At 37.0% G+C, this 19689-nt stretch carries 22 protein-coding genes; 11 read left to right on the top strand and 11 right to left on the bottom strand.

The features are described from left to right. Position 1 precedes the first annotated feature (1 nt). Together accB and efp are read right to left on the bottom strand one after the other, a co-directional pair. On the bottom strand, positions 2-493 hold the full coding sequence (gene accB, locus N3D17_06285) for an acetyl-CoA carboxylase biotin carboxyl carrier protein (GenBank protein ID MCX8082982.1): 492 nt from the start codon (positions 491-493) through the stop codon (positions 2-4). A gap of 12 nt (positions 494-505) precedes the next feature. Continuing rightward, positions 506-1060: an elongation factor P gene (gene efp, locus N3D17_06280; protein MCX8082981.1), complete on the bottom strand. Its 555-nt coding sequence runs from the start codon at positions 1058-1060 to the stop codon at positions 506-508. A gap of 225 nt (positions 1061-1285) precedes the next feature. On the opposite strand from efp, the gene N3D17_06275 reads away from it, so the two are divergent. Continuing rightward, positions 1286-2035 (top strand): PD-(D/E)XK nuclease-like domain-containing protein, encoded by a 750-nt coding sequence (locus N3D17_06275; protein MCX8082980.1) that lies wholly within the window; start codon positions 1286-1288, stop codon positions 2033-2035. After that, positions 2035-2979, top strand: coding sequence for a tRNA lysidine(34) synthetase TilS (gene tilS / locus N3D17_06270; protein ID MCX8082979.1), 945 nt, complete (start codon positions 2035-2037; stop codon positions 2977-2979). The genes N3D17_06275 and tilS overlap by 1 nt, the downstream gene beginning before the upstream one ends. Here tilS and N3D17_06265 read toward each other — a convergent pair whose 3' ends face one another. From N3D17_06265 to N3D17_06250, 4 genes are all read right to left on the bottom strand, one after another. Further along, entirely contained in the window at positions 2980-4605 is a 1626-nt protein-coding gene (locus N3D17_06265; protein ID MCX8082978.1) for an ASKHA domain-containing protein, read from the bottom strand. A gap of 10 nt (positions 4606-4615) precedes the next feature. After that, positions 4616-5248: a hypothetical protein gene (locus N3D17_06260; GenBank protein ID MCX8082977.1), complete on the bottom strand. Its 633-nt coding sequence runs from the start codon at positions 5246-5248 to the stop codon at positions 4616-4618. Positions 5249-5353: 105 nt separating this feature from the next. Beyond that, the gene (locus N3D17_06255; GenBank protein ID MCX8082976.1) at positions 5354-6055 is read right to left on the bottom strand and encodes a PIG-L family deacetylase; all 702 of its coding nucleotides are present in this window, start codon (positions 6053-6055) and stop codon (positions 5354-5356) included. 11 nt (positions 6056-6066) lie between these two features. After that, on the bottom strand, positions 6067-7017 hold the full coding sequence (locus N3D17_06250; GenBank protein MCX8082975.1) for a glucosamine-6-phosphate isomerase: 951 nt from the start codon (positions 7015-7017) through the stop codon (positions 6067-6069). Positions 7018-7127: 110 nt separating this feature from the next. Here N3D17_06250 and N3D17_06245 point away from each other — a divergent pair, with 110 nt between their 5' ends. Continuing rightward, on the top strand, positions 7128-8387 hold the full coding sequence (locus N3D17_06245; GenBank protein ID MCX8082974.1) for a DegT/DnrJ/EryC1/StrS family aminotransferase: 1260 nt from the start codon (positions 7128-7130) through the stop codon (positions 8385-8387). 11 nt (positions 8388-8398) lie between these two features. Beyond that, positions 8399-9442, top strand: coding sequence for a Gfo/Idh/MocA family oxidoreductase (locus N3D17_06240; GenBank protein ID MCX8082973.1), 1044 nt, complete (start codon positions 8399-8401; stop codon positions 9440-9442). A 3-nt stretch (positions 9443-9445) separates the two neighbouring features. Here N3D17_06240 and N3D17_06235 read toward each other — a convergent pair whose 3' ends face one another. The 5 genes from N3D17_06235 to N3D17_06215 all read right to left on the bottom strand — a co-directional run bounded on the left by N3D17_06235 (position 9446) and on the right by N3D17_06215 (position 13102). Further along, positions 9446-11104, bottom strand: coding sequence for a hypothetical protein (locus N3D17_06235; GenBank protein ID MCX8082972.1), 1659 nt, complete (start codon positions 11102-11104; stop codon positions 9446-9448). Positions 11105-11109: 5 nt separating this feature from the next. After that, positions 11110-11319: a hypothetical protein gene (locus N3D17_06230; protein MCX8082971.1), complete on the bottom strand. Its 210-nt coding sequence runs from the start codon at positions 11317-11319 to the stop codon at positions 11110-11112. 158 nt (positions 11320-11477) lie between these two features. After that, entirely contained in the window at positions 11478-11756 is a 279-nt protein-coding gene (locus N3D17_06225) for a LamG domain-containing protein (GenBank protein ID MCX8082970.1), read from the bottom strand. 6 nt (positions 11757-11762) lie between these two features. Further along, on the bottom strand, positions 11763-12539 hold the full coding sequence (locus tag N3D17_06220; GenBank protein ID MCX8082969.1) for a hypothetical protein: 777 nt from the start codon (positions 12537-12539) through the stop codon (positions 11763-11765). After that, the gene (locus N3D17_06215) at positions 12524-13102 is read right to left on the bottom strand and encodes a hypothetical protein (GenBank protein ID MCX8082968.1); all 579 of its coding nucleotides are present in this window, start codon (positions 13100-13102) and stop codon (positions 12524-12526) included. Before N3D17_06215 ends, N3D17_06220 begins: the two co-directional genes overlap by 16 nt. A gap of 156 nt (positions 13103-13258) precedes the next feature. Between N3D17_06215 and N3D17_06210 the strand changes: the two genes are divergently transcribed. The 7 genes from N3D17_06210 to N3D17_06180 all read left to right on the top strand — a co-directional run. After that, positions 13259-14038, top strand: coding sequence for a serine/threonine protein kinase (locus N3D17_06210; GenBank protein ID MCX8082967.1), 780 nt, complete (start codon positions 13259-13261; stop codon positions 14036-14038). Next, the gene (locus N3D17_06205) at positions 14038-14769 is read left to right on the top strand and encodes a metallophosphatase family protein (GenBank protein MCX8082966.1); all 732 of its coding nucleotides are present in this window, start codon (positions 14038-14040) and stop codon (positions 14767-14769) included. Before N3D17_06210 ends, N3D17_06205 begins: the two co-directional genes overlap by 1 nt. 40 nt (positions 14770-14809) lie before the next feature. Further along, complete coding sequence (gene pyrR, locus N3D17_06200) at positions 14810-15325, top strand: bifunctional pyr operon transcriptional regulator/uracil phosphoribosyltransferase PyrR (GenBank protein MCX8082965.1); 516 nt, start codon at positions 14810-14812, stop codon at positions 15323-15325. Beyond that, the gene (locus tag N3D17_06195) at positions 15322-16248 is read left to right on the top strand and encodes an aspartate carbamoyltransferase catalytic subunit (protein MCX8082964.1); all 927 of its coding nucleotides are present in this window, start codon (positions 15322-15324) and stop codon (positions 16246-16248) included. The genes pyrR and N3D17_06195 overlap by 4 nt, the downstream gene beginning before the upstream one ends. After that, on the top strand, positions 16245-18152 hold the full coding sequence (locus tag N3D17_06190) for an ATP-dependent helicase (GenBank protein MCX8082963.1): 1908 nt from the start codon (positions 16245-16247) through the stop codon (positions 18150-18152). The genes N3D17_06195 and N3D17_06190 overlap by 4 nt, the downstream gene beginning before the upstream one ends. Next, complete coding sequence (locus tag N3D17_06185) at positions 18152-19447, top strand: SLC13 family permease (protein ID MCX8082962.1); 1296 nt, start codon at positions 18152-18154, stop codon at positions 19445-19447. The genes N3D17_06190 and N3D17_06185 overlap by 1 nt, the downstream gene beginning before the upstream one ends. Positions 19448-19472: 25 nt before the next feature. Further along, positions 19473-19689, top strand: a 217-nt coding sequence (locus N3D17_06180) for a hypothetical protein (GenBank protein MCX8082961.1), incomplete at its 3' end; no start/stop codon positions are given.

The following is a 19689-nucleotide window of genomic DNA, read 5'->3' as shown; positions in this document are numbered from 1 at the left end:
GTTATTTATTTTTATCCTCAGAAGATACATTAGGGGAAGAAAGTTGGATGACAAAAAGAACCTGTCCGTATTCCACTGGTTTAGCATTCTCAATTAAAATTTCTTTAATAGTTCCATCATAATCGGACTTTATCTCATTCATTACCTTCATTGCTTCAATAATACATAATGTATCTCCCTTCTTCACCGGAGAACCAATATCTACAAAAGGTGGACTTTCGGGAGAAGGGGCTCTGTAAAATGTCCCTACAAGGGGTGCTTTTATATATACAACATCTTCAAGTTGTTGAGAGGGATGTTTGTACTCTTCCAATATCTCTTCTTCCGGGGATGTTTTTGCTACCTTTTCAACAGAATGAATCCCTTTCTCTTTCTGGATAAGAGCACCTTTTTTCCCTAATATCAATAAGAAATCACCCTTTCTAACTTCTAAATATTCAATCTCATACTCTTTCATAAAATCCACATATGGTTTTATCTCTTCCGGCTTCATTCTGTGTCTCCTTTAGACACGGGTGATATACTCACCTGTCCTGGTATCAACCCTTATAGTATCCCCTGCTTCAATAAAAAGAGGGGTCTGTATGGTAATACCGGTCTCTACTTTTACTTTCTTCTTCCCCCCCTGTACAGTATCACCTTTATGTCCTGGTTCTGCCTCAATTACTTTAAGGTCAACAGTTATAGGAATTTTTATGTCAAGAATTTTACCTTCATAAAAAAGCCCTGTGACTTCCAGATTCTCTTTAAGGTAACCCTTCTCTTCTTCAAGTATCTCTTCGGATATAACAAACTGCTCATAGGTGCTATTATCCATAAAGTGGTATCCATCTGAATCCCTGTATAGATATACAAGCGGTTTTTCATCCATATATACAGGAGTTACCTCAATATCAGACCTGAAAGTATCCTGCAGAATTCTACCCGTCCTTATGCTTTTTGCCTTAAGACGGACAAGTCCTCTGCGCTGTTGTTGATGTGTATGTTCTGCAATAAGGGTTATATATATATCCCCTTCATACTCAAACACATTTCCTTCTCTCAATTCTATTACCTTCATATATTAACTATCCTCCTTCTGTAATTGTTATTTTATAATGTATGCCTGTAAAAATCAAGATGCCGTATGGACATCCCCTCGCCCTTGAGGGGAGAAGGAATAATAACACTACCCATCATATTAGGAAGAGATGAAACTGTTACCTATGTATCCTATCCCTATATATCTATATATAGTGTTTATACTCTCTGGTAAATGATATAATATACAATACAGAGGTGACGTATGGAAAAGTCAAAAAAGATATTTTTATCTCCTGCTACGATAAACATTTACAGGGAGTGCCCGAGATGTTTTTATCTGCATATGAAATATGCCATCAAAAGGCCAAGAGGACCTATGCCTTCTATCGCCACAGGATTGGACAGTATCCTGAAAAACTATTTTAAATATTATCGTTCTATAAAGGAACTGCCTCCGGAACTTAAAAAAGAGATGAGCGGACATCTTATAGAAAAACTTAAACCAACATATTACAGGGATATAAAAGATGGTTACTGTCTTCTCGGTAAACTTGACGACTGCCTCGTAACAGAAAGAGAGACATATATTCCTTTAGACCACAAAACAAGGGCAAGTATTGCAGAGGATATACATCCTGCCTATCAACTTCAGATGGAACTTTACTGTATTCTTTTAGAAGGTAATGGAATGAAAACAGAAGATATTGCATATATTCTTTATTATTATCCTTTAAGCGTAAGTCCTGAAGAAGGTGTAGATAGTATCAAATTTGGTATGGATATAAAAAAGGTGAAAGTTGATATAAAAAATGCAATAGCGATTATAGAAGATGCAATAGGATGTCTGGAGCAAAATAGAGTTCCGGAAGCATCAGAAGATTGTGAATATTGTAAATGGGTGGAATATATATGTGGCAATAATCTATCAAATATCCCTTTATTAAAAATAGAAGAAAAACCACCTGTACCGGAAGAGATAATAGAAGAGGAATACAAAGATACCCTGTTCTGATGGCTAAAGTATTAACTGATGTAAGACATTTTGTTGAAGAAAGAAAAATTATCAATGATGGAGATAGAGTCCTTATAGCGGTCTCTGGTGGACCTGATTCTGTATTCCTTTTTTACTTTTTTCAGTATCTTAAAAAGTTCTATGATATACAATTCTCCGTTGCATATATACACCACCACCTGAGAAAAGAGGCGGATGAAGAACTTAAATTCGTAGAGAATTTAGTCAAAAAATATAAAGTGCCTTTCTATAGTAAAGATATATGGATAAAAGGAAAAACAGGGATTGAAGAAAAAGCAAGGGAAGCAAGATATAAGGCACTCTACAGTACAGCAAAAAAGTATGCCTGTAATAAAATTGCTGTGGGACATACCCTGGATGACAATGTAGAGACAATTATTATGCGGTTTGTAAAAGGTACAGGTATTGCAGGATTGTCCGGTATCTCTCCTGAGAAAAATCTTTTTCTCAGAAGTAAGATTATAGTTATAAGACCTCTGTTATGTATTGAAAAGCAGGAGATTATTAAATTTCTCAAAGAGAAAGGGATTGAATACAGAATAGATGAGACAAACCTTTCTACTGACTTTTTCAGAAACCGTGTCCGGCTGGAAATAATTCCATTCCTTCTAAAATATAACCCACAGTTTAAGAAAAAACTTGCCCAGATGTCGTTCTTACTGCAGGATGATTTTTCTTTCCTTTTCAGACAGGGATATGAAACACTTAAAAAAATTGTCAAAGGGGATATTTTAGATATGGTTGAGTATAGAAAACTTGATATATCTCTGAAACGGATAGTTGCAGGTATTCTTATAGAAAAGATTACTGGAGACCCATACCGTTCATATAACAAAATAAAACAACTGGTTGCTTATCTTACAAGATACCCCGGAAAGAAACTTAAGATGACAAAAATAAAAGATGTAGTTAGAAGCAGATAATCAAAAATACATATTCTCTGCCATAATATATTCAAAATCCTTCTCTATTTCATTTGTCTTTATATGTAATACCTTTCGGGCTAATTCTTCGCTTAATTTCTGAGTATCCTTACATAAAAGAATTTCTCTAGCCCCTTCTAATGCACCATTACCTATCTTTATAATTCTATCCTCTGGAACATCCGGTATCAGTCCTATCTTTATTGCATTCCTGACATCTATGAAATTTCCAAAGCCACCTGAAAGATAAACATTTTTTATATCTTTAAGGTCAGCAGGATAGTGCTTTAAAAGTAATTGCCACCCGGTTCTTATTGCTGCCTTTGATGTGATTAATTGAAAGATATCATTCTGTGTGAGTTTTAAGTCACCTGTGATATAAAAGTCCTGTTCTATTCTTGCGTTTTTTGTCATAATCCCTTTTTCAAGAAGTTGTGCGAGAAGGTCTATCAACCCTGACCCGCAGACACCAATTGGATATCTATCTCCTATAGTTGAATAAGCAACCCTCCCATCAATAATCTCTATCTTTTTTATTGCTCCTTCAATTCCACCAATACCACAACCTACAGAGGCACCTTCAAAAGCACCACCGGCAGCACAGGAGGTAGCAATCAATCTGTTTTTATTCCCTATTACCACCTCTCCATTTGTCCCAATATCTATAAGTAGAGAAATTTCATCATCCTTATACATCCCGGAAGCAATTATATCTGCTAAGATATCTGCACCTATATGTCCACCTATAAGGGCACCTCCATAGACTGTTCCTTCTTTATTGATATTAAGTCCTATCTCTTCAGGTATCCTTACAAACGCATCTGTTGAGATAGGTTCATAGGGTATAACCCCGAGTGATGATACATCCAGTCCTAAAAATAGATTTCTCATTGTAGAATTACCAACAGACACTATCTGGTATATGTACTCGTATATCCTTTCTCCTGTCTTTTCAGATATCTCATTTATTGTTTCATTTAATTGCTCAATCAACAGGGACTGGAGTTGTTTGGTTCTCTTTTCCCTCTCTTTTTTATCAAGATACTTCCCTGTTTTCTTATCCACAAGTGTATATTCAATCCTTGATATTACATCATTACCATATGATATCTGAGGATTTGTCCTGGCTACTGTATCAATTATATCTCCATTTTCAAGGTCTACAATATCCATCACAACTGTAGTAGTACCAATATCCAGAGCAATTCCATAAATTTTCCCTCTGTATCTATCTATCTCCTTCCCATTTTTAAAGATGCTATTACCTTTTTTATAATACTGTGGACAGATAGGGACATTCCTTTCCATTCCATACTTCAGTATCTCATACTCACCGAAATTCTTTACATATACCACCATATCAGATATATCTCTTACAATGTGTGCCTGACAGGCAAGCCGTTCATTTTCTTTGAGATTTACTTTTTTTTCAGCAGCTGTTACAGGACATAAATTCTCTGTCCCTGTTTCAATCCGTACAATACACTTACCACAGGTACCTGCTCCTCCACATTCAGCATTAATTCTTACACCTGCAAGTCGTGCACATTCCAGTATGGTAAGGCCAGGATGTAATTTCAGTCCACGCTCACCCTTTTTAAATTGTGGAAATTTTATGGTTCCCATATTATTATTTTTACTCTGATGTAAACAACAGAGGGAAAATAATATCACTGGTACAGCAGGGTATTACTACTGCAAGAACCATATATATTAAAACAACCCCTGTCCTGTGAATCCAGTCCGTAACACCAAATGTAACAAGATAAAGTATAGAAGCAATCGCACTTATCAGTACATGAAGGGAATGAGAAAAGATCACTCCTTCCTGTTTCTCAAGTGTTCCAGGTGCAAGAAAACCTGCTAATATACCGAGTATTACGAAAGGTAATACAATGTTTGGATGCTCAATAATACAGATATGTAAACTCATATGTGCACCGAGAAGAAAACCAGCAATGTAAGGGAATATTATATCACTCATCCCGCATATACCTACAGACCCAATAAATCCAACAGTAATGGCTTTCCAGAACCTTCTTTCATACTGCCAGAACATAGCGGTGGTGGCTATGGCTGAAAAAAGTAGATGTACGGGATGAAAGATGTGAAAAAGTTCTTCTGAAAAAGGAGAGATATCTGATATCCCTGACATTTCCGTGATAACAGTAAAGATACTAACAATTATAAGTCCTATACTCACACTCAAAATAGAAAATGGTAGATGATGTCTCAGTTCTCTCCAGATATGTATATCTCTCCTTTCCATAACTATCTTATTTTATCACATCCATAAGGACTCTCTGATAAATATATTGAAAAAATTAGATGGGCACACTTCCAGTATTTACTCTTTTGAGGATATTTCAGTCCTTTAGGGAAGCATATTCTCTAATGGAATTCTACCCCAGATTTTTGCGAGAGAGAATGCCTCTGCATATTCAACACCACACTGGAATCCCCTGAAGCCAGAGATTTTTTCTATCATCCTTACAGGGTCTGCCTGATGGTGTCCTGAAAGCCACTTATACTGACTCTCATGACACAAAAGCATCTGTTTTTTTATCTCAAAAAACTCTGTGATATCAACAAAATGTGTTGGTTCAAAACCAAAGCCAGCCATTGTATCCATATAATATATCGGTGTAATCTTCTCCCATGCAGTATACCTCGTCTTATAAAGTGGGAGAGTAGCAGTAAAGGCAGCATCAAATACGAGTTGCCCTGTAGTTGTATGGTCAGGCATATAGTCGTTTATACTGTGTGTTATTATTACATCTGGTTTTGCATATCTTATTATATCCACAACTGCGACACGCATCTCTTTTGTAGGATAGAGGTCAAGGTCTCCTGCAACAGGTCCAAGTACCTCTGCTCCTATAAGTTCTGCGGACCTTTTTGCTTCACCATTTCTTATTTTTGCAAGTTCTTCAGGTGTTATATTTTTTCCACCCATATTCCCATTGCAAAGGTGTGCCATAAAGACCTTATGACCTTTTTTTGCATATTTTGCAAGTGTTCCACCACATAAAATCTCTAAATCATCGGGATGTGCTCCAATTGCCAGTACATTCATTTTATCCTCCTTCAGTTACATTCAGGTATTAAAGGACCTGCCAGTTCCTTTAAGAAAAATAGTTTACCGGGTAGTGTGGGCATAAAACTGCTGGGAATCCATATATCCGGTCCGTATCTTAAAGTAACCCATAAACTCATTCCCTGCCACATCATTCCTCTCCCCAGTGTCCCATCTGCACCACCTATAATTCTGTCTGCTTTTAGAAATATACCAGGTCCTATGGTATTGGCAAAACATGGAACAAGGGTTGTTCTGCTTTTAAAACTTGTGATAGCATTCTGCTCAATGGTAAGAGGATGAAGTTTTGCTCCGAGGCGGTATTCCTGTCTCTTCCACTCTGCTACTGATTTAAACTCTCCAGCAAAGTGTGGTTCCCAGAAGGCAATATGGAAAACCCTTCCTATACCAAATATAACAACCAGTTTTGCACCTTTCTTTCTTAAATAATTTATCTTTTCTGGATATTCAGGTAGCATACCTCTGGTTGCAAAATGCCTCTGGTCTTTGGGAACCGTAAGACCCCCTAAAGGTCCATAGAACGCATCCTCCATCGCATTCTGGAATGCACCGGGATTTGAAGGGGGAAGTGTATTTCCATCTTTATCACTCCACTCATCCATGTTAAAACCGTATACATGTCTGCAGTCAGTATTCCACTCTTTAAGAAAATATACAATCCACTGATACATTCCCATAGGACCAACCGGAAGAATAAGTATAAGTTTTCTTTTTTTGTCTTTACAATTTTTTATCTCCAGTGCTATCTCATGCCCCATCTTGATATTAAACTCTTCAAGTGTGTCACAGGACACAGGAAAGAAATTTTTGTTCCACCATGGCTGTCTCTCTGTAATCTTTTCAGGTGAGTTATTACAGCAGTCATCTATCTTTTTCAGGTTCCAGCCAGCAGGAAAGAAATTCTCCAACAGCGAACCCTTTATAGTATTTATTAAATTCATATCGCCTCCCTGTTTCCTTTATTTTTACCATAAAATTACAATTTTGTAAAAAATTTGACTTTTTCAATTATTTATATTATTGTAAATAATATAAAATACAAGGAGGCAATATGGAAAAATTAGCAATAGAAGGGGGAAAACCGGTAAATACTGAGAAGTTCCCTATGTGGCCCTCATTTTCAGAAAAAACCATTCAGAAAGTTGTAGAACCACTCAAAACAGGGAAGGTAAACTACTGGACAGGTGAGATAGGAGTAAAGTTTGAAGAGGAATGGGCAAAATGGAATGGAGCAAAGTATGCGGTCTCCACAACAAATGGAACGAGTGCCTTACATACCGCTGTTGCATCATTAGGCATAGGTCCTGGTGATGAGGTGATATGTCCTTCTTATTCATTTATTGCCTCTTCTTTCTGCATATTGCAGGCAGGAGCACTACCTGTGTTTGCAGATGTTGATGAGTCACATACACTGGACCCGAAAGGTATAGAGCCACTTATAAATGAGAGAACAAGGGCAATACTGGTAGTCCATCTTTATGGTGTTGTTACGGATATGGACCCTATAATGGAGATTGCAAGAAAGTATAACCTTTTTGTTATAGAGGACTGTGCCCAGTGTTTTGGTGGTGTTTATAAGGGAAAGAAGACAGGAACAATAGGAGATATTGGTTGTTTCAGTTTCTGTCAGAGTAAGCACTTCACCACAGGAGGTGAAGGAGGCGCTATTATTACAGACAATGAGGACTTATGGTGGGAGTGCAGGTCTTTCAGGGACCATGGATATGATGTAAAGGAACGCCTTAGATTACTTGAACTTGAAGCAAAACTTATGTATATACACAGAAGGGTTGGTTTCAACTACAGAATGACAGAGATACAGTCGTTAATAGGACTGTGTGAACTTGAACGGCTGGATACATGGAACTTACCCAACAGAAGAAGAAATGCGAGGTTTCTGATAGATGCCCTGAAAGACCATCCACTTGTCATTTATCCTCCAGTTGATACAGAAGAAAGAAAGAATGCCTTCTGGTGGGTACCTTTTGTCCTCGATGCAGAACGGCTAAAGGTTCCTGTAAAGCAGTTTGTATCAGCGATAGAGGCAGAGGGTGTTCCTGTATATGGAGTCCAGTGGCCTGAAATGTATAAGGAAACCGCTTATACTGAGAAGAATGGATTCGGACGGTTAAAATACCCCTTCAATGACCCAAATGCAAGAAAGATTGACTATACAAAATTTGAGTGTAAGAAGGCGCAGTGGCTTGAAGCAAGGACAATAAACTTTTTCCCGCATCCTGTGTATGAAATCAGGCATATGGAGAAGTGTGTTGATGCGTTTACCAAGGTGGCAAAGGCATATATGAAATAAAGGAGGATGTAATGAAAAAGGTACGGATGGGCGTAATAGGTGCAGGTGGTATTGCATATAGAAGAACCATACCAGGAATGGTAAAGGCAAAAAATATAGAACTTATATCTGTTATGGATGTTAGAGGTGTTGAGAAAGTGGCAAAGGAATTTAATGTACCAAAGGTATATACCAAAGAAAGAGATATTGTAAAAGACCCTGATATAGATGCGGTCTATATTGCTACCCCTGTATATCTACATCTGAAACATATAAAGATGTCTGCTGAAAAAGGAAAACATATACTCTGTGAGAAGGCACTATGTACCGATCTGAAGGAAACAGAAGAAGCAGTAAGGATATGTAAAAAGAATGGTGTATTCCTTCAAGAGGGTTATATGATGAAGTTCCACGGAGCACACCAAAAGATAAAACAACTGATAAAAGAAGGTATACTTGGTAAGGTTGTATATATAAGGGCACAACTTTCCTGCTGGTATCCACCTATAAAGAGTGCATGGAGACAGGACCCCAAAAAGGGAGGGGGTGGTGCCCTGATAGATATGGCAACGCATCTTTATGACCTCATTGAGTTTCTTACAGATGAAAAAATAAAATATGTATCATCTATTGCCAACAGCCAGGTTCAGAAGTATAAATCAGAGGACTCGTCCACAACACTATTGGAACTCTCCTCAGGAACCCATGCGACAGTTGACTGCTTTTTCTGTATACCTGATGAAGCATCAAGGACACGGCTTGAGATATATGGCGCTGAAGGGAGTATCTTTACAGAAGGGACAATAGGGCAGAGTGAGGCAGGTATCGTTGAAGGGATATTTGGGCTGGGTACTGCCGGGTATGATGCAAAGCAGAGTAAGGATGTGGTGCGCAAATTCAGAAAGATTAACTTTAAAAAGGTCAACCCATACACTGCTGAGTGTGAGTATTTTGCTGATTGTATCCTGAAGAACAGACAACCTGAAATAAACGGGCCTGATACATCTTTACATATAGCAGAGGTTACAGAAAAAGCATATATCTCTTACAGGCAGAAAAGAATGTTAAAGGTATAGTTTTTAATCCTTTTGAAAAATAATCCTTCCGTATTCAGGTAATAGGTTATACTTCCTTTCCCAGGTGGTATACATAAATCCACGGATATCCGGAATGCTTCTTGAAACCTCAATCCACTTTTTCACATCTTCAAGGTCTTCTGAATCATAATAATTTGCAATCAGAATTTTAAATCCCTGTTCAGAAAAAAATCTTAAACTTTTTTCTCTCGGTTTCCCTCCCCATACAGCAATAATAATATCTTTAGGTATATAACTCCAGGAGTTGGTAAAATCTCCCTTGACAAGATAATAGTTCGGTGTTGCATTGTGGCTGGGGTCAAACATATCCGACCATACATAAACCTCTACCTCTGGATTATATTTTTTCAATATCTCAACCTGCTTTTTAATACACTCTCCGAGAAGTTCTGCCATATTCCTACCTTCACATGCCTTACATGTTCCACCCATCCTTATCTCATCTGCATTCAAAATTACCTTCTTATATTTAACCTTCTCCCATAACAACCTTGCCTCCAGGTCAAATATTTCATATAACAATGTCTCTGCCATACATACTGTTACCTGACTGTCATATATCAACATAGGATGATACCAGCTTACCCTCAGATACTGTCCATCTTTGATTCTGCCGCCCGGTAGAATTTTAATTTTAGGTTCAGGATAATCAAACTCCCTCCTGTATGGGTTCAGATACGGGTCTGTAATCCTCCCATAGTCCTTCCCTTCCTCATATATAACACTTCCATCTTCACTTCTGATAACCACAGGTGTTCCCGGACGACGAAGGACATTATAAAGTCCTACTTCCTCTATTCTCCAGTCATCAATCCAGAACCTTCCTTCCTTTCCTTCCCATATCCCTGCATAGACCTTCAAAGAATCATATTCCATACTGTTAAATATCATTGTTAACTTTCTCCAATCAGTGGTTGAAGGCAGGTTAAATGAGCGTGGAGCAATATCACGATTTCCTGCAAGAACTAAAAGTCGGAAATTTCCTGATGGCCTTAAGTTTTCTGTTTTAATCCATATACTCAATCTATAACATCTGTATGGCAATACCTTTATCTCCTGCATTATCCTTCCATGTCCGTAAGGCGAAATCTTAAAATTCTCAAATCTTAAGGAGGTATTTCCTGTATGTTTAATCTCTGTATCTACAAAACTTATCTTTCCTGGTTCATCGTGAAACCTGTATCCTTTCACCTTGTTTCCTTCATATTCCTCAAATCCACCATTTAAAAGTTTAACCTCTCCTTCTGGTATATGGATGCCTTCATTACCTTTAACAACAAAAAGTGTGTCCTTTACAGGCAGTCCCTCTGCAAGGTTTCTGTCATGGTTGAGAATTCCTCCGCCATATCCAATAGAGAAGATGGATGGTATAAGTTCAACATTATAATTCTGGCAGGCGCTTTTTATCTTTTCAAGGTTTTCAAGATAGCGGTTATCCTGCCTGGAAAGAGAGTCAAGACCACCTGATAGAACGATACCATTATAATTATTCTGTGAGGCATCCTTTATCAACAAAACTATCTTTTCAACATCATCATCTTTTGTCAGGTTAAACCCAAATACCCATAAAAATCTGTCTCTGTAGTTTTCAGAGAAACAAAAACAGATGAAAACCAGAAAGAATACAACAACCTTTTTCATATATTCTATTTCTGCATAAAGATAATCAGAATACGGACTATCAGAGAAGAAACGAGAAAAGAAAACAAAAACATATAACCGAGAGAGATTAATACAGATGTTTTATTTCTTGCCGGACTCCTCATAATAAAAGAGAGGTTCGTTGTAAAGACAGCGAGGATTGAGATAGCCCATATAGCAAGCCCGAGAAAAAAGAATATCTTCAGTCCTTCCATTGTACTCCTTCTTCCTGATAAATTCTATCAGGTTCTAACCTTATTATATATCTCCACCCTATTTTGTCAATCTTTTTGTTATTTAAGATTAATGGTACCCAGAAGAAAATCATAAGAGATAAAAAGATTTTACCTAATCCATCTGGAATGCTCTTCTCTTACTTGTTGATTTCCTTGAATTTTCTTATACAATCAGAGATTCTGAGTTCGTCAATTGCTCCCTCTGCTTTTCCTTCTGGTGACCTTCCTATCCACAGTCCGCTCTTCCATATATCCACAGGGTCTAAATCTGCCGCTGGTATTGGTTCCCAGTTATAATTATCCTCTCCAACTAACTTACCATTGAGATAAAGACATACTTTATCTCCTTTTCTCCATGTTACAGCAATATGAAGCCATTCTCCATTGTTAAAACTTAAATTTTCCTTAGAATAAATCTCATGCTATGCACCATTTATATCCCTTTCACACCAGCGGAGTTTACCACTGTAATATGCTAAACTACATTTATCCGTCACTTTATTACTCACTTTACTTGCCCTGAAACTAAATAATACCGCTGTTCTTCCTCCATCAGAATTAAATTCTGGTTTCCACCATAACTCAAGTGTTCCTTCACTATTATTCCATTTTTTGTAATTTTCATAAGCAATACCATTTTCTTCTGTGTCGCTTTTTACAAGAATACCTTTACCAAATCTTCCATCTGTATAAGGTGTGGAGTAGATATATCCACCTGCGGTATTTCCAGAAGCATCTTTAAACTCCAGGTCAGACGGGTCATCCCAGTGGCATAGTAAGAGGGTATTCCCGTCCACCTCATAGGATTTCCACCACTCTGAAAGAGGAATATCTCCTTTATTTTTCCCTTTATCTTTCTCTACTTCATCCCATGGATAGTTTACAAATTCTCCGGACAGATTTAAGTATTTTCCATCAACACCTGCCTTTACTGCCGCATCTAAATATCTATAACTTGTTTTACCATACCATTGATATTTAGTATCCAGTAGTCCTAAAAGTTTCAGGGCTGCTTTTTCTCTCATCTCTGCATCTTTACCTTCTATAAAAAGTCCCATTCCCTTATCAAGTTTCCTTATAGATATTCTCGCAACACATCCTTCGGGTTCAATACAACAATCATTCAGGAAGCCATTAACAATGAAAATCCTGTTTGGCAGTATATTTTTCTCACCTTCCCTTTTTATGGGGAGGACCACCAGATTCTGCCTTTCTTCCGGGATACTGACTGGAGAATAAAGCCCCGCCAGTCATTCTTCCAGCCCTTCATCCCATAAAAATATCTGAAGTATGCCTGTATTCTTTTTGCTGTAATTTCATCTTTTCCTTTAGCATCAGGATAAAGGATAATCTCTGTCTGTGGTTTTTCCTCTTCAGAGACAAACGGGAAGTTCAAATAATCCTTTAATTCTCCTGTAAAACATATCTCGGGTTGCCATCTGACCTCAATTTCATTTTCTCTCTTCAAAGATACATCAAACATCACTCCGGTTCCTGGAACTTTCAGTGATATATATTTCCATTGCACCTTTTCACCATTTATCTTTACCTCTTCCGGGATACACCCTTCTGGTATCACAACCTTAAACTTTGCTGAAGGGACTTCTTTCTCAATCTGAAGGTTCAGTAAAAATTTTCCGTTCGTATATTTATCCCAGTAATATTTGACCGTTGCCTCTTTAACATTCACTCCATTTTCAATTGAAACTACGGATTGATAGATTTTCCCTTCTCCCGCAGACAGTTTCCCTGACAGTGTCACACCTTCTGGAGTAAATTTCTGATTTATACCACACCCATAAATTTGTCAAATTATGCAAAATATCTGGTAAATTAATGTGAAATATGGTATAATAAAAGAGGCAGGGTAATATATATTATAGCCATAATTTCCCCCTGCCAGAAGATAGAGGGGTGTATGAGAGAAAAGGCAGAGTATGTTGTAAAACTGACAGGGGATGTTTTTAACGGATATAGTGTTGAAGAAAAGATATGGCAGGGAGCAACATCCACTGTTTATAGGTGCAGTGGCAATGGGAGATATGGTAATATAGTAGCAATAAAGGTTCTACATCCTTACAGAAATCATCCAACCCAGATAAAGCAGTTTATAAGAGAGGCAAAACTTCAGGCACGTCTGAAGCATAATAATATAGTAAAGGTCTACGGAATAGGGAAAAAGGACCATCTGGTAGCGATTTTTATGGAGTATGTCAATGGATTAAATTTAAGGATGGCGTCTCAAACAATGGATATACCGACTGGTAATTTTATAAGGCTATTTATTAAACTGGTTGAGACAGTTGGCTATATACATAAAAAGGGGATTATCCATAATGATATAAAACCAGAAAACATTATTATAGGAAAGGTTAATGGGATACTCAAACTAACTGATTTTGGTTATGCTGAAAAAGTAAAGAGGTGGTTTGGTAGGAAAAGTGAGTATAGTGGCGGGACTGAAAAATATATGGCTCCAGAGAGAACAAAAGGTATAAGTGATAAAAGAAGTGATATATATTCTATAGGTGTATTATTGGACGAGTTTTTGAAGGACAAACTCCATGGGAAAGAAGAGATATACTCAATAATTGTAAAGGCAACCCAGAAAGACCCTGAGAAGAGGTATATAAATGCCGCAGAACTGAAGTCTGACCTTGAGACATTATATCTGGATTATCGGGAGAACTTCTCTTAATGAGGATAGGTATAATCTCTGATGTCCACGGAAACCTTGAAGCACTTAATTCCTCCCTCCTATTTTTACAGAAGCATTCTGACTCCCTTGTTGTATTGGGTGATACTGTTGGTTATGGACCTGACCCCGGAGAATGCCTTGAAGTTGTCAAAGGAACAGCAAATATCATACTTAAAGGGAACCATGAAGAAGGTATTATAACAACAAACTATACATCTTTTAGAACCAATGCACGTATTTCTCTTGAATGGACAGCAAGTATCATCTCTCCTGACTTTCTGAATATCATAAAAGGGTTTAAAGAAAAAGCAGAAGTTGAAGATATTATATTTGTTCATGCCTCTATATCCTCTCCTCTTTTTAAATATATTTTAAATGAGAAAGATACGAAAGATGAATTCCAACTTCTGGATAAGAAGATATGTTTTATAGGACATACACATATCCCTGCCGGGTATAGGAAAAAAGAAGACAGGATAGATGTAATACATCCTGACTTCAGTGGTAAAATGGAGATTGACATAGAGGATGGGTATAAATATATCATTAATGTTGGTAGTACAGGACAGCCGAGAGATGGTTTTCCCTTTGCCTGTGCTTCTATATATGATACAGAGAAGCATTTATTCACTCTTTACCGTATAGAATATCCTGCAGAGATTACAAGAAAAAAGATTTTAGACAGAGGACTTCCCTCTGTCCTTGCCAGAAGAGTTGTTCAGGGGATATAGGTCTTTTCCCAAATAATAAATAGTATGATATTATTAAAATATGAAGAAGATAATGAGTAATATTGAAATGAAAAGTGTTATTCAAGATATCTCTGCTCGTATAAAGAAAGAAATAGGACTGAAAGAAATTGTAATTGTGGGTATAAGGAGAAGAGGCGCTATCCTTGCAGATAGAATTAAGAAATTTCTTCCTGAAAATGTTCCTGTGGGTTATCTTGATATCACATTCTATAGGGATGATTTCAGTACTGTTGGGGCACATCCTGTGGTCTCTGAAACAGACGTTCTTTTTAATATAGATAACAAGAAAGTATTACTTGTGGATGATGTCCTTTTCACAGGTAGAACAATCAGGGCTGCTTTAGATGCACTCGTTGACCTCGGAAGGCCTTCACTTGTTAAACTTTTTGTTCTTATAGACAGGGGGCACAGGGAACTACCTATAAGCGCTGATTATGTAGGCAAGACAATAAAGACAAAAAAGAATGAGATGGTTGAAGTAAAGGTAAAGGAGATAGATGGTGTTGATGAGGTTGTGGTGGTGGAGAGAAGATGAAGTGGAAAAGAAAAGACCTTATAGGACTTGAAGAACTTACCAGAAGTGAGATAGAAACAATTCTTGATATGGCGGTTTCTTTCAAAGAAGTAAGCAGCCGTCGTGTCAAAAAAGTACCTGCTTTACGAGGGAAGACAGTGGTAAATCTTTTTTTTGAACCCAGCACCCGCACAAGGACATCCTTTGAACTTGCTGCTAAACGACTTTCTGCAGATGTATTGAGTTTTGATGTTTCTACATCAAGTATATCAAAAGGAGAAACGATAATAGATACTGCAAAAAATATTGAAGCGATGAAAGTGGACTGTTTCATTGTTAGACATTCTGTATCAGGCGCTCCAGAAATCATAGCAGAGAATGTTTCCTCATCAGTTATAAATGCAGGCGATGGCTGTCATGAACATCCTACGCAGGCACTGCTTGACCTGTTTACAGTCAGGGAAAGGATAGGAAAGATAGAAGGTATAAAGATTGCTATTATAGGGGATATCCTACATAGCCGTGTAGCAAGGTCTAACATATGGGGATTTACAAAGTTAGGTGCATATGTATATGTATGTGGTCCACCTACAATTGTTCCTGCTGATATAGAAAAAATGGGCGTAAAACTAACCTTTTCTATTGAAGATGTCTTAAATGATGTAGATGTGGTCTATCTTTTACGACTGCAGAGAGAAAGACAGAGAGAGAACTATCTTACATCTCTTAAGGAATACAGCATTTATTATGGTATTGATGAAGAAAGATATAGAAAAATAATTAAAAAGGGCACATTTATTATGCATCCAGGTCCTATAAACAGGGGAGTGGAAATCAAATCAGATATTGCAGACAGGGACAGGTCTCTTATACTTGAGCAGGTTACAAATGGAATCGCAGTAAGGATGGCTGTTTTATATCTTACTATAGGGGCAAAAGGATGACAGATGTTAAACTTCCTGAACATTTCGTTTATGAGAGTGTTCTTAATGAAGAACAACTTCGTATTGTAAAAGAAGGCGAAGGTTACTGCCTTGTTCTCGCAGGACCGGGTTCCGGTAAGACGAGGGTTCTTGTATACAGGGTATGCTGGTTACTTGAAAAAAAAATACCTCCATCATCTATACTTTTAGTTACATTTACCAACAAAGCAGCCAGAGAGATGATAATGAGGGTGGAGAAACAGGTTGGCTCATATCCTAAAGGACTCTGGGCAGGAACATTCCACCATATAGCCAATGTATTTCTTAGAAGATATGGTAATGTATTAAGCATTCCTAACAATTATACAATTATTGATGAAGATGATAGTATTTCTCTTCTTAAAAAAATCATAGAAAATACTTCTGTTCCAGAGGAATTCCCCAAGCCATCTGATATAAAAAAGATTTTTAGTCTATCTGTAAATACAGTTGAAAGCATAAAAGATGTAATAAATACAAGATTTCCTGATGCTTCCTGTTTTATTCAACGGCTGGAAACAATATGGAACAGTTATCAGAAAACAAAAAGGAAACTTAAACTTATGGATTACGATGACCTTCTCCTTTTCTGTTATAAACTTCTCAAGGATGAAAGCACAGGTACAGCAATATCAAGGAATTTCAGATATATCCTTGTAGATGAATACCATGATACAAACAGGTTGCAGTCACTTATCCTTTATCAACTTGCCAGAGTAAATAGAAACATAATGGTGGTAGGAGACGACGCCCAGAGTATCTATTCATTCAGAGGGGCAACAGTAAATAATATTATGGAATTTACCAGAATCTATCCGGGTGCAAAGATATTCTATCTTGATATAAACTACAGAAGTACCCCACAGATTCTTGACTTTGCAAATAAGAGTATATCAAACAATCATATAAGATATCCAAAAACACTAAAAAGTGTTAGAGAATCGGGTGTTAAACCGGTTATTGTTAAGTGTTTCAGTCCTAAAGATGAGGCGCTTTTTGTTTCACAACGAATAACTCAACTTATAAATAGTGGCCTTTCTCCAAAGGATATCGGAGTTCTTTTCAGGTCAAGATATCAGGTCGCAGAACTTGAGATATGTCTTTTAAAATCAGAGATACCATACATTGTAAGAGGTGGTTTAAGATTCTTTGAACAGGCGCATATAAAAGATATTATGGCGTATTTCAGAGTAGTAGAAAATATCAAAGATGAAATCTCATGGAGAAGATTGTTTACCCAGTTAGATGGAATAGGCACTAAAACAGCGGAGAGATTAATCCCTGAAATAGTCAGTATGAGCAAATTAGATGAGATTATAGAGATGTTACAGAAAGAAGAAATAAAAATAAGGGCATCTGATAAACTTATATCTATGCTCTACCTTCTTAAAAAGATAAAGGAAATAAAAAATATACCCGAAGGGATTAAATTAATAGTGGATGGTGGATACAGCAGATATATTACTAAAAAATATAAAGATGCAGAAGAGAGGTACCAGGATATAGAGATGTTGAAAGAGATAGCATTGTCATATTCAACACTCACTGATTTTATATCTGATGCTGCACTTCAAGAGTACTCAAAAGGTGAAGAAACAGGGAAATCTCCTCTCGTACTTTCTACCATCCATCAGGCAAAAGGACTGGAATGGAAAGTTGTTTTTATCATAGGGGTATCTGCTAACCATTTTCCACATCCTTCTTCTTATATGGATATACAGGCACTTGAAGAGGAAAGAAGGATATTCTATGTTGCGATTACGAGAGCAAAAGAAGATCTGTATATTACATATTTCACCAGGGATTTTTACAGAACCTTTCCAGGGAAAAAATCCCTTTTTCTTGAAGAGATACCAGAGTATCTATACGAAAAGTGGAACTTCTGATGAAAGAACTTTTTATCCTTCTGATTTTTTTTATTGCTTATGCAGGTATAGTTATAAAAAGAGAGAAAGCACTTTACTTCATATATAGTGCTGTTGTCCTGTTTTTGGTTTTTAATGTTATAGGACTTTCTGATATCTGGCATTTTATTAATTATAATGTCCTCGGCATTTTTCTCGGTACCGCTATCCTTTCCTTCCTCTTTGTTTTTTCAGGAATCCCTGCTTATATGGTGGACAAAATTGTAGAAAAACAACATCCACTCTGGTTTGTATATCTTATGGTATGTGTTATAACAGGAGTAGTTTCTTCTGTAGTAGAAAATGTTGCTACGATTATGATAATGGCTCCCGTTGCACTGGAAATTGCCAGAAAACATAATGTCAATCCGGTCCCTCTTGTAATAGGTATGGCTGTCTCAAGTAATCTTCAGGGCTGTGCAACAATGGTAGGTGATAGCCCCAGTATTATACTTGCAATGGAATCAGGTATGAACTTCAATGACTTCTTTTACATCCCTGCAGCAAAACTTTCTCTTCCTTCAGGTAAACCAGGTTTATTCTTTTTTGTACAGATAGGTATGGTAGTAAGTTCTCTGGTCCTGTACCTTATCTTCAAAAGAGAGAAGAGTATAATGGACCCATTAACTGAAGAAAAAGTAATCAAATCATTCGTACCGCTTTCACTAATCATCCTTATGCTTGTTTCTCTCGCTTTTGGCTCTTTTTTCTTTAACGGTTTTAGATATTTCCCTGCTGTAGTATGCCTTTTTTATGCGATAGTTGGATTAGCGTGGTTTTTTATAGAAGACAGAGAAGAGAGGTTTTTACTCTCACATATTGACTGGGAGAGTTTTTTCATACTTCTTGGGATATTTATACTTGTTGGAACACTCAAGAAAGCAGGTTTTATTGAAGATGTTGCTGTTTTTTTACAGAGGATAGCCGGAGATAATCCGTTTGTTCTTTATAATCTCATTGTATGGCTTTCAGTTTTCATTTCTTCCTTTGTGGACAATATCCCTTATACAATGGCAATGATTTCAGGGATACAGATACTCTGTCAGCGGTTATCTCTCAATCCATATATATTTTTATTCGGTCTTCTTCTCGGTACCTGTATAGGTGGAAATATCACACCTGTGGGTGCAAGTTGTAATGTTGTAGGTGTAGGATTACTTAAAAAGAATGGATATAAGGTCTCCTTTAAGGATTTTGTAAGAATCGGGTTTCCATTTACTGTATCGGCAGTACTTGTAAGTACTCTTTTGATGTGGCTGGTGTATAATATTAAGTGAGAAATCAGAGATAAAAAGTCAAAACATGAGAATAATAGAAAGAAGAGAAGATTTAGAAAGAGCCATTTTGAGAGAAAAGGTGAGAGGTACACCAGATATAGAAATTGGTAGAAAATATGGTGTTTCTTTTAGATATATTGAACGAGTTATTACAACATATACATTTTTAACCGAAAATCTTTATAAAGATTTTGGAACAAAGGATAGGTTTTCAGTTATCCAGAAGGCAGTTTTGAAAAGGT

The sequence above is a fragment of the bacterium genome (assembly GCA_026414725.1).
Classification (GTDB): domain Bacteria; phylum Ratteibacteria; class UBA8468; order B48-G9; family JAFGKM01; genus JAAYXZ01.
Note: the sequence above shows the minus strand (reverse complement) of the source record. Positions and strands in the feature narration are given on the sequence as shown.

Coding starts and splice junctions, on each gene's coding strand:
- accB (MCX8082982.1), bottom strand. CDS start 493: ATGAAGCCGGAAGAGATAAAACCATATGTGGATTTTATGAAAGAGTAT.
- efp (MCX8082981.1), bottom strand. CDS start 1,060: ATGAAGGTAATAGAATTGAGAGAAGGAAATGTGTTTGAGTATGAAGGG.
- N3D17_06275 (MCX8082980.1), top strand. CDS start 1,286: ATGGAAAAGTCAAAAAAGATATTTTTATCTCCTGCTACGATAAACATT.
- tilS (MCX8082979.1), top strand. CDS start 2,035: ATGGCTAAAGTATTAACTGATGTAAGACATTTTGTTGAAGAAAGAAAA.
- N3D17_06265 (MCX8082978.1), bottom strand. CDS start 4,605: ATGGGAACCATAAAATTTCCACAATTTAAAAAGGGTGAGCGTGGACTG.
- N3D17_06260 (MCX8082977.1), bottom strand. CDS start 5,248: ATGGAAAGGAGAGATATACATATCTGGAGAGAACTGAGACATCATCTA.
- N3D17_06255 (MCX8082976.1), bottom strand. CDS start 6,055: ATGAATGTACTGGCAATTGGAGCACATCCCGATGATTTAGAGATTTTA.
- N3D17_06250 (MCX8082975.1), bottom strand. CDS start 7,017: ATGAATTTAATAAATACTATAAAGGGTTCGCTGTTGGAGAATTTCTTT.
- N3D17_06245 (MCX8082974.1), top strand. CDS start 7,128: ATGGAAAAATTAGCAATAGAAGGGGGAAAACCGGTAAATACTGAGAAG.
- N3D17_06240 (MCX8082973.1), top strand. CDS start 8,399: ATGAAAAAGGTACGGATGGGCGTAATAGGTGCAGGTGGTATTGCATAT.
- N3D17_06235 (MCX8082972.1), bottom strand. CDS start 11,104: ATGAAAAAGGTTGTTGTATTCTTTCTGGTTTTCATCTGTTTTTGTTTC.
- N3D17_06230 (MCX8082971.1), bottom strand. CDS start 11,319: ATGGAAGGACTGAAGATATTCTTTTTTCTCGGGCTTGCTATATGGGCT.
- N3D17_06210 (MCX8082967.1), top strand. CDS start 13,259: ATGAGAGAAAAGGCAGAGTATGTTGTAAAACTGACAGGGGATGTTTTT.
- N3D17_06205 (MCX8082966.1), top strand. CDS start 14,038: ATGAGGATAGGTATAATCTCTGATGTCCACGGAAACCTTGAAGCACTT.
- pyrR (MCX8082965.1), top strand. CDS start 14,810: ATGAAGAAGATAATGAGTAATATTGAAATGAAAAGTGTTATTCAAGAT.
- N3D17_06195 (MCX8082964.1), top strand. CDS start 15,322: ATGAAGTGGAAAAGAAAAGACCTTATAGGACTTGAAGAACTTACCAGA.
- N3D17_06190 (MCX8082963.1), top strand. CDS start 16,245: ATGACAGATGTTAAACTTCCTGAACATTTCGTTTATGAGAGTGTTCTT.
- N3D17_06185 (MCX8082962.1), top strand. CDS start 18,152: ATGAAAGAACTTTTTATCCTTCTGATTTTTTTTATTGCTTATGCAGGT.